This window comes from Pararhodospirillum photometricum DSM 122, from assembly GCF_000284415.1.
GTDB classification, from domain to species: Bacteria; Pseudomonadota; Alphaproteobacteria; order Rhodospirillales; family Rhodospirillaceae; genus Pararhodospirillum; species Pararhodospirillum photometricum.
The window spans coordinates 1,812,017-1,824,863 of sequence record NC_017059.1 but is presented as its reverse complement, the minus strand read 5'-3'; the positions used below and the strand labels follow the sequence as shown (position 1 = coordinate 1,824,863).

Sequence of the window (12,847 nt, the reverse complement as noted above, 5' to 3'; positions counted from 1 at the left end):
GGCAGGACCCGCATGAGCACTCCCATCCTCCTCCCGCCGGGTCTCACCTCGTGGACCACCAGCACACCGGCGTCCACCCTGGCCAGCGTGCCCGCCCTGCCGTCGGCGCTGCAAGGAGTGCCGCCGGGCACGGTTCTCGAGGCGAGCGTGCTCACCTCACCCACTCGCGGGGAGGTTCGGCTGGGCACCTCGTTGGGCGAGGTGGTGGTGAAAACCTCTTCTCCCCTTTCGCAGGGAACGCCCTTGACCTTGACCTTGGTCAGTGTTCAAGGCGGGCAGGCTTTGGTGCGCTTGGCTCCGGCACCGACCCCGGGGACGCTTCTTGCGTCTCGACCGGGGAGCGGGGCAGGGGCCCCCCTGGCCCCGGGAGCCCCTGGTCCTCGCCCTGCGGCGCCGGGCGGCGTTGCCGTCGCAACGACAGGGGCCAGCGAGGCGTCCCGGCCCGCGCCGGCGGGCATTGATGCGATGGTTGTGCATGGTTTGCCGACTCGTCGGTCTCACCTGCCGTGGCTTTTGGCGCCGGACACGTCTTTGGCAAGGGAGAGCGCCGTCTCTTCATGTCCGACCCATGCAACCTGCTTCATCTCTTAAGACTTCCCCTTGCCCAGTGGCCCAGGCGCAATCGTTTTGGTGGAGAAACGAGAGATCACCGCCCCTATTCGGTGACTTTCACCAAACCGTAGTCCAACGCCCCGACGTCCCGCAACCGGGTTCGACGTCACAAGGTACCGTAGGAAAAAGGGGGGAAAGGAGCCGTCGCCCTGCCAGGAACAGGGAGGGGTCCGGGGAGGCTCGGCCCTCCCCGCCTTTCACGCCTCAAAACGGCCGTTGCACGACGCAGCCGTACCACCCGAGCCCCTTGTAGGTCTCGTAGCCCGGGGTGAGGTGGAAGCCGACCACGGTCCCGTCGTCTTGGACATAGTGACCAAAGGGCTTGTTTTGGGTTTGGAGGGGAAAGCGCTCTTGCAAGACGCCCTGGCCGTTGGAGGCGGCGAGGATCCGGCCGTTGGCATCGAGCAAAAGGGCCTGGGACGAGCGCTGTTCGCGCGGATCAAAGCGCACGCCTTCGACGATGGCGCGGGCCTGGGGACCCCAGTCGAAGTGAATCCCCAGCACCCCTAAGACCCTGCCCCGGGCGTCGCCCCCCTCGCGGATGGCCGCGGCATAGGTGGCGACGGGCTGGTTGTCCAGAAGGGGTGCCGGAATGATATCGGCCAGCGCGTAGTCATTTCCCGAGGGGGTGCGCAGGGCCTCGCGAAACCAGCGTTCGCCGGCCACCGAGCGTCCGCTCACCGGGTAGCGGTCGGGGCGGCCCGAGGCCACGATGCGCCCCTCCAGGTCACAGATCCACAAGTCGAGATAAACGGTATAGGCCGACAGAATCACGCCCAGGCGCCGGCTGGCGTGGCGGCTGGTTTCGGGGGAGGAGCTGCTGAGGCACTCCACGACGGCGGAGTCGGTGGCCCACCAGCGCACATCGCAGGTTCGTTCATACAAGTTTCGGTCGATCAGCTCGACGGCGTTTAGTGCCAGATCGACAAGGCGCTGGCCTCGCACGTGATCCACGATGCGCCGGCCGATTCGCTCCAAGGTTTCGACTTTGGCGGTGAGTTCGCTCTCAAGAGCGCCGGCGATGTCGGCGATCTCGCGGGAGACTTCCTTGACTTCGTTGGCGACCACGGCGAACCCCCGCCCACTGTCGCCGGCGCGGGCGCTTTCAATCAAGGCATTGAGGGCAAGGATGCGGGTCCGTCCTGTGACGGCCTGGATTTCGGCAATTTTATCCTGTGTCATTTCCCGAACATCTGCCGTCAGAACAATAATGTCCTCTGGCTTGGCGCCCCCGTCCTCTCTTGAGGCAGTCATCTCGATCGTCCTTCGTGACGATGCGGGGAAGGCCTCCGCCGCCCCAACCCATGCGATTTTATTCATGGAACCCCCCGTTCCAAGGGCATTATCCCCGTTAAGGTCGCCCTTTTTTTCCTATAAACCAGACTAAATCATCATCATCCTCGGCACAACCTGCTTCTTTCGTGGGCAAGAGTGTTCTGCTTGGGTATTTGGGACCAAGAGAAGGAAAGTGCAAGCGGAGAGGGGGCAAAGTTTTTAACTGATAAAAAGCGGAACACTGACCTGTAATCTTCGAAGGCGATTGTGCGACGCGACCTCCCTTATTTCGCGCGACTTGGGTTTCGCGGCAGCGCGTGCCCCGAGGCGCGGATGACGCGGTTTCCCTAGGGGCGGGGGCTGGATTGTCAGGCCCAATGGTCTCATGATGTCACGAAGCGATTCCGTGTCCCCGGTTCCGGGATCTGGCACGACCACCACGGGGGACTCCATGGCTGAGGCAAGAGGCGGCGACAGACAGCATTCCATTGAGCGGCACGGCGATTCCGGCGACTCCCCAGTGATCCCGGATGCCCTGGCCGATCTGTATCCCGCCATTGAGGCCCGTCGCACCGGGCGGTTGCGGGTGGGGGGCGCTCATGTCCTGCATTGGGAAGAAAGCGGCGCCCCGGACGGCATCCCGGTGTTGTTTGTGCATGGGGGACCCGGGGCGGGGACAGCCCCTTTTTGCCGCCGCTATTTTGATCCCCAGCGTTACCGGGTCATTTTGCTGGATCAACGCGGGGCCGGGCGCTCGCGTCCTTTTGCCGAGCTTGCCGATAACACCACGGCCGACCTCGTGGCCGACATGGAGCTGTTGCGGGACTACCTGGATGTCGAACGCTGGATGATCTTTGGCGGATCGTGGGGGAGCACCTTGGCGTTGGCCTATGGCGAGGCGCATCCTGAGCGTTGTCTCGGCTTTATCCTGCGCGGGGTGTTTTTGTTCCGGGCGTTTGAGGTGGACTGGTTCTTGAACGGTATGGGCCGCTTCTTTCCCGAGGCGGCCCATGTCTTTTTTGGCTTTTTGCCCGAAGACGAACGCCATGATCCCCTGAGCGCCTACTATCGCCGCCTGACCGATCCTGATCCGTTGGTCCACCTGCCGGCCGCCCGGGTGTGGAGCGGCTACGAGGATGCCTGCGCCCGCTTGCGGCCGCGGCCTTGTGACGAGGGCGATGGCCGTGCCGCCCTTGCGCTCGCTCGCCTCGAATGCCACTACATGCGCCACGCGGGCTTTCTGCGCGAAGGCCAGTTGCTGGAGGACATCGATCGGGTGAAGGGACTGCCGTGCACCATCGTCCAGGGCCGCTACGACGTGGTCTGCCCGCCTGTGTCGGCGTGGGACCTGCATCGCGCCTGGCCGGGCAGCCGCTTGGTGATGGTCCCCGATGCCGGCCATTCGGCCTTGGAGCCGGGGGTGCGGGCTGCCCTGGTCCAGGCCACGCGAGCTTTCGCCGACCAGCACGCCTGACCCCAAGGATCGGAGGGGCTTGGGGAGGCCCTGCCTCCCCAGCCTTTCCTTGTCTCCTCGTTTGATGGAACGCCCTTCTCCCGTGCACTCAGAGCCCCCCCGAATGTCGTTTTCCCCGTCCAACGACCCCCACGGCCTGCTGGCACGCGTGTTTGGCTTTTCCCAGTTCCGCCCCGGCCAGGAAGCGATTGTCTCCGCGGTGCTGGCCGGGCGCGACGTGCTGGCCATCATGCCGACCGGCGCGGGCAAGTCGCTGTGCTACCAACTGCCGGCCCTCATGCGCCCGGGGGTGACCTTGGTGGTGTCGCCGCTCATCGCCTTGATGCGCGATCAGGTGGCCCAGCTTCAGGCCCTGGGGCTTAATGCCGGCACCTTGAATTCGGCCACACCCGTTGCCGAGGCGCGGCGCTTGATCGCCGCCTTGGAGGAGGACGCGCCGCTTCTCCTTTATATAGCGCCGGAGCGTTTGGCCCGTTCCGACACCCTGGGCCTGTTGGAGCGGGCCCGCGTTGTGGCTTTGGTGATCGACGAAGCCCACTGTGTCAGTCAGTGGGGGCATGACTTCCGCCCCGAGTATCTGGTGCTGGGCGAGGTGCGCCACGCCCTGGGCGGGGTGCAGACCCTGGCGTTTACCGCCACGGCGGACGCGGCGACCCGGGCCGACATTCAAGCCCGGCTGTTCCCCGAGACGCCCGAGATCTTTATCGGCGGCTTCGATCGCCCCAACCTGCATCTGGCGATGACGCCCAAGGGCAACACCCGCAAGCGCATTTTGGAGTTTATCCGCGGGCATCAGGGCGAAAACGGCATTTTGTATTGTGCCACTCGCGCCGCTACCGAAACCTGGGCCGAGATCCTCACCGATGCCGGTCACCGCGCGCTTCCCTACCATGCCGGTCTGGAGCCGGCGGTTCGGGCCGCCAACCAGGATGCGTTCGTGGCCGAGGATGGGCTGGTGATGGCGGCCACGGTGGCCTTTGGCATGGGCATCGACAAACCCGACGTGCGCTTTGTCTGCCATGCCGACCTGCCGCGCAGTATCGAGGCTTATTACCAGGAGATCGGCCGCGCCGGCCGCGACGGTCTGCCCGCTGACACCCTGACCTTCTATGGCCTCGACGACATCTTGCTCCATCGCCGCCGCATCGAGGAAAGCCAAGCGAGCGACGACCAGAAGCGGGTGGAGACCCAGCGCCTCAACGCCTTGCTCGCCTTGTGCGAGGCGCCGCGCTGTCGGCGCCAAAGCCTGCTGGCCTATTTCGGCGAGGAGGCGGCGCCGTGCGGCAATTGCGACCTCTGCCGCGATGGCGTGGAAACCCGCGATGGGACCATCGAGGCGCAAAAGCTCATGTCGGCCATGCTGCGCACCGGCCAGCGCTTCGCCACCGAGCACCTGATCAACATCCTGACCGGCACCGCCACCGACAACGTTCTCAACTACGGCCACGACCGCCTGCCGACCTTTGGCGTGGGGCGCGATCAGACGCGGGGGGTGTGGCGGGCGCTGGTTCGCCAGCTTTACGCCGCCGGCCTCATCACCCAGGACCTCACCGCCCATGGCGCTTGGCGGATGACGGCCCGCGGCAACGCGGTGTTGCGCGGCGGCGAGCGCTTTATGGTACGCGCCGATGTGATGAAGGCGGCGGCCAGCCGGGATCCCAAGGGCAAGGCCAGCAAGGCGGCGGCCCAACCCGCCCTCAGTTTGGCGCCGGCCGATCGCGTTATCTTCGATGCCCTGCGGGCCCTGCGCAAGACCTTGGCCAGCCAGGAGGGTGTCCCGCCGTATGTGGTGTTTCCCGACCGGACCTTGGTGGAGATGGCGACCTTACGGCCGCGTCGGCGCGAGGATCTGGAGGGGATTCACGGGGTGGGGGCGAGCAAACTGGCGCGCTATGGCGAGGCGTTTTTGGCGGGGATTGCCGAGGCTTTGGATAAGACGTCGGCCTAGACCCCACCGTGATGCGATCCCCCGAGACCGAGGGGSCTGGGGAGGCCGCGCCTCCCCAGCCTTCAAAAAAAAACCCGGGGGAAATCCCCCGGGCTGAAACCGGCTTAAAAAGGCCGCTTACTCACGCTCGCCCAAGAAGGCCAGCAGGAACTGCATCAGGTTGATGAAGTTCAGGTACAAGGACAGCGCGGAGAACACCGCCAGCTTGGTTTCGTCGTCCGAGCCGAGAGCGTCGTTATAACGCTCCTTGATGGACTGGGTGTCGTAGGCAATCAGGCCCGAGAACACCAGCACGCCAGCGCCGGAAATGACGAACTGCAACAAACTGCTGCCCAGGAAAATGTTGACCACCGCCGCAATGACGATGCCGATCATCCCCATGAACAGGAACTTGCCCATGGCCGACAGGTCGCGGCGCGTGGTGTAGCCATAGAGGGAGAGGGCGGCAAAGGCGGCGGCGGTGATGAAGAACACCCGCACCACGCTTTCGCCGGTGTAGGCCAGCAGCAGGGTCGAGAGGCTGACGCCCTGCAAGGTCACGAACAGCCAGTAGAAGCCCTGGGTGGCGGCGGCGCTCATGCGCTGGGCGGCGAACATAGCGATGAACAGCAAGACCAGCGGCGAGAAGACCGCGATCATGCCCAGGATGTTGAGGCCCTGGAGCTGGCCCAGCTCGTTGACATTATAAAAGACCGCACTGAGCGGGGTGTACACCACGCCCATGGCCACCAGGCCCGACAGAATCAGGCCGGAAGCCAGATAGTTGTAGATCCGCAGCATGTAGCGGCGCAGTCCGGCATCCAGCCGGGCATCAACGCCGACGCCCTCGCGCGTCTTGGTAAGCGTGATGTGCTTGATGTCGTTGACCATCGGTATCCTCTTCCACCGTCGTTTCTGACTGCCTGGCGGTCCATCGGCGATGGAACGGCTCAGAAGTCACCCCAATATGGCTCACAAAACAACGGATTCAACGGAGAGCCGGGGCCACGGCAAGGGATTTTCGTAGCGATCTCCCTAAAAAATGCACGGGCATTCCACCGATCTAGGTCCTTGGTCGGGGGACGGCCGGACTCTGGAGGGGGGCGCCGGCGTCAATGCCCCATTCCTCCCATGGCGCATCCCGCGTTTAAGAGCACCACCCCCGGCGGCCGGGCGCGAACGATGTCGCCCGCCGCGTCGAGCCGGGCCTCGGCGTTGCCGAGGTTGGCCAATTCGGCGGGGCTGGCGCCATCGGCGGGAAAGACCTGTCCTCCGGCCAGAACCGCGCCGCGCCGGTCGGGACCATGGCTGATCACGACATAAGCGGGGAGCAGCGCGGCGGGCGGTTGCGGTCCAGGCAGAAGAGCGAGGGCCGGGTGAATCCGGCTAAACAGCCGCCCAGTCGGCTCACAGGCCAATGGCCCCCAGCCCGGAACCCAGGCGGTGCCCCCTTTGTCCAGGGCCACCAGATTGGGGGCTGGCCGGTAGGAGAGGCGTGCCCCCCAGCCATCGACGACATCTTGGGCCGCCAAACCCAGCGCCCGGTACGGCACCAAGCCCAGGCGCGGGCACCACGCGTCGTCGGGCCAGCCGTCCGGGGCCTCACGGGCATCGGGACACGGCAGGGCGCCATCGCTGGCCACCGCCCGCGCCAGGGCCAACTCAACGCGCTGAAGCGCCGCCGCGGTGCGCAACCGGGCCAAAGGCTCGGCAAGTGCCCGCACCCCTTGCCCCGCCCCCCAGGTCAGGAGCCCCAGAACCGCCAGGGCAAGAGCCATTTCGAGAAGCAAGGTCCCAAGACGCTGCTGACCGACCCAGTTCAAGGGTCCCCCCACTATAAGGAACGAGGGGTCTGGGGAGGCCCGCCTCCCCAGCCTTCCCCTTTAAAGGCCTCGACAGACGCGACGGTCAAGGAGAGGCGACAGGCAGCACCTTGCACATAGCGCAGCGCAAGGCCGTAGGGATGGCGGCCCGCCCCTCGTCCTCCAGAATCCCCCGCAGCCGAGGCGTCAGGGCCGCGTCGTCGAGCATGACAAAACCAAGCCGCTGATAATAAGGCGCGTTCCAGGGAACCTCCCGAAACGTGGTCAGCGTCAAGGCGGTGGCCCCCAGAGCGAGGGCCCGGGGGAGTAGGGCGTCGATCAGTTGCCGTCCGATTCCCCGTCGCTGCTGGTCGCGATGAACCGAAAACTGCCAAATGTGCAGGGCGTCGGCGGTCCTTTCCGCGTTGAGGAACCCGGCGAGGCCCGCCCCCGGCACCTCGGCGACGAGGGCAATCCCGCTGGCGATGAGCGCGCGATGGCGTTGCTCGGATTGAACCTCGTCGTCGGCGATCCATTCCAACCCGGGCCACTGGCGGAAGATCTCCCCCGAACTTCGCTCGATCTCGGGCAGACAGGGGGCATCGTCGAGGAGGGCGGGCCGGATTGTGATCATGAGCCGAGGTCGCCTTGTCGGCGGATCGCGAGATCATAAAAGGCGATGGCGGCCGCATTGGAAACGTTGAGGCTCTCCATGGGGCCGGCCATGGGCAGGCAGACCAGCAAGTCACAATGATCGCGCACCAGCCGGCGCAGCCCGCTGCCCTCGCTGCCCAACACCAAGACGGTGCGGGGATCCAAGGCGGCGTCGCCTAGGGCCTGGGGGGCGCCAGCCTCAAGGCCCGCCACCCAATAGCCGTGTTGCTTCAAGTCCTCCAAGCAGCGCGACAGGTTGGCAACCCGCACCAAGGGCACGCGCTCCAGGGCGCCGCACGCGGCTTTGGCGAGGGTGCCGGTTTCCTCGGGGCTGTGACGGTCCTGGACGACCACGGCGCGCAGGCCAAACGCGGCGGCCGAGCGCAAGACGGCGCCCACGTTATGCGGGTCAGAAACTTGATCTAGAACGGCAATCACGCCGGGGCCAGGGGCGGCGGCCAGGGCGTCGAGATCGGGGGCGGGCAGGGGGGCGACGCTGGCCGCCAAGCCCTGATGGACGGCGCCGGGCGGCAGGAGAGCCTCCAGGGTGTCGCGCTCGACGATCTCGGGCGCCGGTGCCCCTGGGGGCAGGGGGGAGGGCAACAGGCCGACGGCGCCGGGCAGGGCCAGAAGGCGCTTGATTCGCCGGGCCGGGTTGGCGAGGGCCGCCTCGATGGCATGGCGGCCATGGAGCCACAGACCGGAGGGGCGGGGCGCGTCTTCGCAGGGGCGGCCGCTCGGGCGCGCCCCCGTGGGACGCCCGGCCGGGGACCGTCCGGCGGGACGCTCGCCGCGGCGCGGCTTGTCGGACATCGGGCCGGTCGGCGCCTGGGGATCGCGGGCCTTGGGGGGGCGGGGGGGCATGGGAACCTCGCGGGAGGGGAATTAAAGGGGGGCAGGATATCGGATGATTTTTTTCGAGAGCCCATTTTTTTTCCGTTGACACCCCCCGGGGTTTTTTCATAAACCGTGGCCCTCGCCGCTGACGACCGAAACGGTCCGGCAGACGGAGGGGTGGTCGAGTGGTTAATGGCACCGGACTGTAAATCCGGCGGGGAGACCCTACGCTGGTTCGAATCCAGCCCCCTCCACCAATCACCGTTCGTTCGTCGGTGGCGAGAATGACATGCGGGTGTAGCTCAATGGTAGAGCCCCAGCCTTCCAAGCTGGTTGTGTGGGTTCGATTCCCATCACCCGCTCCAGTCTGTGACTTGGGCCTCTGATCGCCTGTCGCGCCCCCACCGGGTGGGCAGCACGCAATTGGGATAAGACGGGACCGACCATGTCGAAGGAAAAGTTTGAGCGCAGTAAGCCGCACTGCAACGTGGGCACGATCGGTCACGTTGACCATGGAAAGACGACCCTGACCGCCGCCATCACCAAGGTGCTGGCCGAGTCGGGCGGCGCTAAGTTCCAGGCTTACGACCAGATCGACAAGGCCCCCGAAGAGCGCGCTCGTGGCATCACGATCTCGACCGCCCACGTTGAGTACGAGACGGCCAACCGTCACTACGCCCACGTGGACTGCCCGGGTCACGCCGACTACGTGAAGAACATGATCACCGGCGCGGCCCAGATGGACGGCGCGATCTTGGTGGTGTCGGCCGCGGACGGCCCGATGCCCCAGACCCGCGAGCACATCTTGCTGGCCCGTCAGGTCGGCGTGCCGGCCCTGGTGGTGTTCCTCAACAAGTGCGACATGGTCGATGACGAGGAGCTGCTGGAGCTGGTGGAACTGGAAGTTCGCGAGCTGCTGTCCTCCTACGACTTCCCGGGCGACGATATTCCCATCGTCAAGGGCTCGGCCCTGTGCGCCCTGGAAGGCACCGACGAGAAGCTGGGTCGCGAGGCGATCAACGCTTTGATGGCCGCCGTGGATGCCTACATTCCGCAGCCGGACCGTCCCAAGGACAAGCCCTTCCTGATGCCGATCGAAGACGTGTTCTCGATCTCGGGTCGTGGCACCGTGGTGACCGGTCGCGTGGAGCGCGGCGTGGTGAAGGTGGGTGAGGAAGTCGAGATCGTCGGCATTCGTCCGACCGTCAAGACGACCTGCACCGGCGTTGAAATGTTCCGCAAGCTGCTTTGGAGCGAAATTCTTTCCCCCGAAGGGCGTATACGGTATTAGTCCTCGTTTCCAAGGATTATTCCGTACTCCAAGGTACGTTCCCACGTGTTACTCACCCGTGCGCCACTCATCCCGAAGGATGCGTTCGACTTGCATGTGTTAGGCCTGCCGCCAGCGTTCGTCCTGAGCCAGGATCAAACTCTCAAGTTAACCTCGAAAGCCGAGCCTTTTCTCAATCACTTATACTTGGCCATAAGAACTTCAAAGGTATCGAACGAGTCGATATTCTTTTCGTCTTACTCAAGATGAGCGGTTGAGGAAGATCTCTCTTCCGACAGCCCCGGTTCCCCGAGAGCCGTCCGCCCATCTCTTTCGATCGCGTTTTCTTTTACAATGTCAAACAGCAGACCGGCGAACCGGCAATATTGACTAAGCACTTAGTTTCGACTACCGTCACATCGTCCGATGCTTCGTTCGTCGTCACCAAGGCGGCGGTTTTTACTAGCACCGCCCCACCGTGTCAACCGCTTTTTTTCAGGACTGCCACACCGGCTGAAGCCAACGAAGCGACCCGGGCGGTCAACCCGGAAGGCAAGGAAACTACTCCCCGCCCCGTTCCAGCGTCAAGGCCTTTTTCCCGGATCCGTTTAGCTGTTGTTTCCAAAAGGAAAAAAGCCGCTACACCACCCGAGGAGCCTGCCCCCGAAACCCCTCGGCGCCGTTGCCAGCGCGTCGGGAGGGCGGGTTATAGAAGGGCCGGGACCAGGATGCAAGCGGAAAACTCCCCTTGCCTCTGCGGCCCTCGTCCCGAATAAATTCAAAACTTCAGAAAAATGCTGCGCATAATATCCCCTCGTTCTTTTCGCCATAAGGAAGGATCCACTGCAACACCTCCTCATAGACAAATGAATAGGTCTCGCGGGATCTTTCCCCACCAAGACAACAGCGGCGCTTCCATTAAAGGGCCGTTTAGGGTTTGACAGGGGGGCAGCCCTTCCGCATTCTCGCGCGGACAGGTCGCTTGGGTCGCTCCCTTCAGAAGGAAGGCATCTTGATGGCGCACCCACACCAGGGCCCCGGCTTTCGGTGCGAAAGACCTGACTTCAAACTGCCTTGGGAGTACCACGATGACACCGACCGCGAGGCCGGTCCTGTATACTCTGCTGGGGTCTGTCGTGGGCGCGACGTGCGGCGCCCTGGTCTTTCTCACCCAGCCTGACACGACCGTCGTCGCGACGACGGCCGATCCGTCGGCTTCCCCTTCCCTGCCCTCGGCCTTCAAGCCGATGCCAGAAGACCAAACCGGCAGCCTTCCCACAGCCTTGCGGGAAGAAGACCACTTGGCGCGTGAGCCCCAGAGCGAGGCGGAGGAAAACACCCCTTCGATCGCCGGCGCAGATTGGGGCAACCCTCCCGAGGCGCCTCCTGGAACCACCGCCTCCGCGACCCCCCCGGTGGAGGCCAGCGGGGATGATCTCTCGGCCGCGGATCCCGGCGACCTTCCGGCCGGCGAACAGACCACAACAGAAACCGCTGACGCCTCGCCTGAAAGTGACACCACCCCTGGTCCGATTGAGGTCACCCTCACCGTTGGCCCCGGGGAAACCCTGATGGGCCTCCTGCTCGACGAGGATGTCCCCTCCCCCGTCGCCCACGCCGCCATCGAAGCTCTGCGCGAAACCTTTGATCCGCGCGACTTCCGGGCCGGACAAGACGTCACCCTGACCTACACCTCGGCCAATAACGACGATCTGACCCTCCAGAGCCTCAGCTTCGAGCCCTCGGTCGGCACCACCATTACGCTGAACCGGGGCAACGACGACAGCTTTAGCGTCGAAAAGCAGCAGGCCCCTCTCGTTCGTCGCGTGGTTCGCTACGACGGTACCATCCATTCCAGCTTTTTCGAGGCCGGCCTGAAGGCCGGGGCCCCGCAGAAAGTCCTGGCCGAGATGATCCGCGTCTTCTCGTATGACATCGACTTCCAGCGTGACCTGCGAGAAAACGATCACTTCGAGATGTTCTACGAGCAGATGGACACCAATGACGGCCGGACTGTCCAGACCGGTGATTTGCTCTATGCGTCCATGACGGTGTCCGGGAAGCGAGTGAGTCTTTACCGTTTCCAGGACTCCTCGGGCAATGTGGACTATTATAACGAAAAAGGTCAGGGCATCCGCAAAGCCCTGCTGCGTACCCCCATCAACGGCGCCCGCCTGACCTCGGGCTTTGGCATGCGCCAGCACCCCATCTTGGGCTACTCCAAGATGCATAAGGGCATCGACTTTGCCGCGCCCACCGGAACGCCCATCTATGCCGCCGGTGACGGCGTTATTGAACGGGCTGAACGAACCAACGGCTATGGCAACTACGTCCGCCTGCGGCACAACGGGGAATTCCAGACGGCCTATGGGCATATGAGCCGCTTTGCCAAGGGGGTCAAGCCCGGGCTTCGGGTCCGCCAGGGCGAGGTGATTGGTTTTGTGGGCAGCACGGGTCGCTCCACGGGACCTCATCTGCATTACGAAATCCTGCGCGATTCGGCTCAGGTGAATCCGATGAATGTGCGCTTTGCCGCCAGCAAGGAGCTGACCGGCAAGGATCTCGCCGCGTTCCAGCGGGAGCGTGAACAGGTTGCGGTGGCTTTCCGCAGCACGCCGTCGGGCACCAAGGTGGCTAGCGCCCACTAAACGACGCGAGGGGTCTGGGGAGGCTAGCCTCCCCAGCCTGTTTTATCGGCGCCCGAGTGCCAGGGCCGTGGCACGATCGAGCCACGCCGGCGGCGTCGCCCGCCGCCAACGCGGCAACCACCACAAAGCGGTGACGGCAAGACCCAGCACTGGCCCCGCCAGCAGCACAAGACGCGGCGGTGCCACGGTCAAACTGAGAGCGACCGTCACCAAGCATCCCAGAACAAACGGGGCCAACATCACCCCCAACACGACCGGCAGCACCGTCACTCGCAAAACCAGCGAGACCAGGGTCTGCACAAAGCGACGCGCCATTCTCTCCTCCCGTGATCAAGGGTGATGAAACGG

At 64.6% G+C, this 12,847-nt stretch carries 10 protein-coding genes, 2 tRNA genes, 1 pseudogene and 1 other annotated feature; of the genes and pseudogenes, 7 read left to right on the top strand and 6 right to left on the bottom strand.

Annotated features, from left to right (window positions below; genetic code table 11):
* Positions 1 to 12: 12 nt before the first annotated feature.
* Positions 13 to 591, top strand: a complete 579-nt coding sequence (locus tag RSPPHO_RS19830) for a hypothetical protein (RefSeq protein WP_157879141.1) — start codon at positions 13 to 15, stop codon at positions 589 to 591.
* A 225-nt stretch (positions 592 to 816) separates the two neighbouring features.
* On the opposite strand, the gene RSPPHO_RS08100 is transcribed toward RSPPHO_RS19830, so the two are convergent.
* Positions 817 to 1,866, bottom strand: coding sequence for a methyl-accepting chemotaxis protein (locus RSPPHO_RS08100; protein ID WP_041794758.1), 1,050 nt, complete (start codon positions 1,864 to 1,866; stop codon positions 817 to 819).
* Positions 1,867 to 2,272: 406 nt separating this feature from the next.
* Here RSPPHO_RS08100 and pip point away from each other — a divergent pair, with 406 nt between their 5' ends.
* Together pip and recQ are read left to right on the top strand one after the other, a co-directional pair.
* Positions 2,273 to 3,361, top strand: coding sequence for a prolyl aminopeptidase (gene pip / locus RSPPHO_RS08095; protein WP_014414780.1), 1,089 nt, complete (start codon positions 2,273 to 2,275; stop codon positions 3,359 to 3,361).
* Positions 3,362 to 3,464: 103 nt separating this feature from the next.
* Positions 3,465 to 5,309 (top strand): DNA helicase RecQ, encoded by a 1,845-nt coding sequence (gene recQ, locus RSPPHO_RS08090; RefSeq protein ID WP_162138089.1) that lies wholly within the window; start codon positions 3,465 to 3,467, stop codon positions 5,307 to 5,309.
* 117 nt (positions 5,310 to 5,426) lie between these two features.
* Here recQ and RSPPHO_RS08085 read toward each other — a convergent pair whose 3' ends face one another.
* From RSPPHO_RS08085 to rlmB, 4 genes are all read right to left on the bottom strand, one after another.
* Positions 5,427 to 6,179, bottom strand: coding sequence for a Bax inhibitor-1/YccA family protein (locus RSPPHO_RS08085; protein WP_014414778.1), 753 nt, complete (start codon positions 6,177 to 6,179; stop codon positions 5,427 to 5,429).
* A 221-nt stretch (positions 6,180 to 6,400) separates the two neighbouring features.
* Entirely contained in the window at positions 6,401 to 7,111 is a 711-nt protein-coding gene (locus tag RSPPHO_RS08080) for a prepilin-type cleavage/methylation domain-containing protein (protein ID WP_242390608.1), read from the bottom strand.
* Between the two features lie 85 nt (positions 7,112 to 7,196).
* On the bottom strand, positions 7,197 to 7,724 hold the full coding sequence (locus tag RSPPHO_RS08075) for a GNAT family N-acetyltransferase (protein ID WP_014414776.1): 528 nt from the start codon (positions 7,722 to 7,724) through the stop codon (positions 7,197 to 7,199).
* A complete protein-coding gene (rlmB, locus tag RSPPHO_RS08070; RefSeq protein ID WP_014414775.1) occupies positions 7,721 to 8,608 on the bottom strand; it encodes a 23S rRNA (guanosine(2251)-2'-O)-methyltransferase RlmB in 888 nt (295 codons plus the stop codon). Before rlmB ends, RSPPHO_RS08075 begins: the two co-directional genes overlap by 4 nt.
* 144 nt (positions 8,609 to 8,752) lie before the next feature.
* Between rlmB and RSPPHO_RS08065 the strand changes: the two genes are divergently transcribed.
* The 4 genes and pseudogenes from RSPPHO_RS08065 to RSPPHO_RS08050 all read left to right on the top strand — a co-directional run bounded on the left by RSPPHO_RS08065 (position 8,753) and on the right by RSPPHO_RS08050 (position 12,499).
* Positions 8,753 to 8,838 (top strand) — tRNA-Tyr (locus tag RSPPHO_RS08065).
* 34 nt (positions 8,839 to 8,872) lie between these two features.
* Positions 8,873 to 8,946: transfer RNA gene (locus tag RSPPHO_RS08060), tRNA-Gly, on the top strand.
* Positions 8,947 to 9,026: 80 nt separating this feature from the next.
* Positions 9,027 to 9,626, top strand: a pseudogene (locus tag RSPPHO_RS21920) (GTP-binding protein); the annotation flags it as partial.
* Between the two features lie 35 nt (positions 9,627 to 9,661).
* Positions 9,662 to 9,976, bottom strand: a sequence feature (16S ribosomal RNA rRNA prediction is too short).
* A 963-nt stretch (positions 9,977 to 10,939) separates the two neighbouring features.
* Positions 10,940 to 12,499, top strand: a complete 1,560-nt coding sequence (locus tag RSPPHO_RS08050; protein WP_014414774.1) for a peptidoglycan DD-metalloendopeptidase family protein — start codon at positions 10,940 to 10,942, stop codon at positions 12,497 to 12,499.
* Positions 12,500 to 12,541: 42 nt separating this feature from the next.
* Here RSPPHO_RS08050 and RSPPHO_RS08045 read toward each other — a convergent pair whose 3' ends face one another.
* A complete protein-coding gene (locus RSPPHO_RS08045) occupies positions 12,542 to 12,814 on the bottom strand; it encodes a hypothetical protein (RefSeq protein WP_014414773.1) in 273 nt (90 codons plus the stop codon).
* Positions 12,815 to 12,847: the final 33 nt, after the last annotated feature.

What these genes read in the sequence shown, in the direction of transcription:
- RSPPHO_RS19830 (WP_157879141.1), top strand. Translation starts at nt 13, where the DNA reads ATGAGCACTCCCATCCTCCTCCCGCCGGGTCTCACCTCGTGGACCACC.
- RSPPHO_RS08100 (WP_041794758.1), bottom strand. Translation starts at nt 1,866, where the DNA reads ATGACTGCCTCAAGAGAGGACGGGGGCGCCAAGCCAGAGGACATTATT.
- pip (WP_014414780.1), top strand. Translation starts at nt 2,273, where the DNA reads ATGATGTCACGAAGCGATTCCGTGTCCCCGGTTCCGGGATCTGGCACG.
- recQ (WP_162138089.1), top strand. Translation starts at nt 3,465, where the DNA reads ATGTCGTTTTCCCCGTCCAACGACCCCCACGGCCTGCTGGCACGCGTG.
- RSPPHO_RS08085 (WP_014414778.1), bottom strand. Translation starts at nt 6,179, where the DNA reads ATGGTCAACGACATCAAGCACATCACGCTTACCAAGACGCGCGAGGGC.
- RSPPHO_RS08075 (WP_014414776.1), bottom strand. Translation starts at nt 7,724, where the DNA reads ATGATCACAATCCGGCCCGCCCTCCTCGACGATGCCCCCTGTCTGCCC.
- rlmB (WP_014414775.1), bottom strand. Translation starts at nt 8,608, where the DNA reads ATGCCCCCCCGCCCCCCCAAGGCCCGCGATCCCCAGGCGCCGACCGGC.
- RSPPHO_RS08050 (WP_014414774.1), top strand. Translation starts at nt 10,940, where the DNA reads ATGACACCGACCGCGAGGCCGGTCCTGTATACTCTGCTGGGGTCTGTC.
- RSPPHO_RS08045 (WP_014414773.1), bottom strand. Translation starts at nt 12,814, where the DNA reads ATGGCGCGTCGCTTTGTGCAGACCCTGGTCTCGCTGGTTTTGCGAGTG.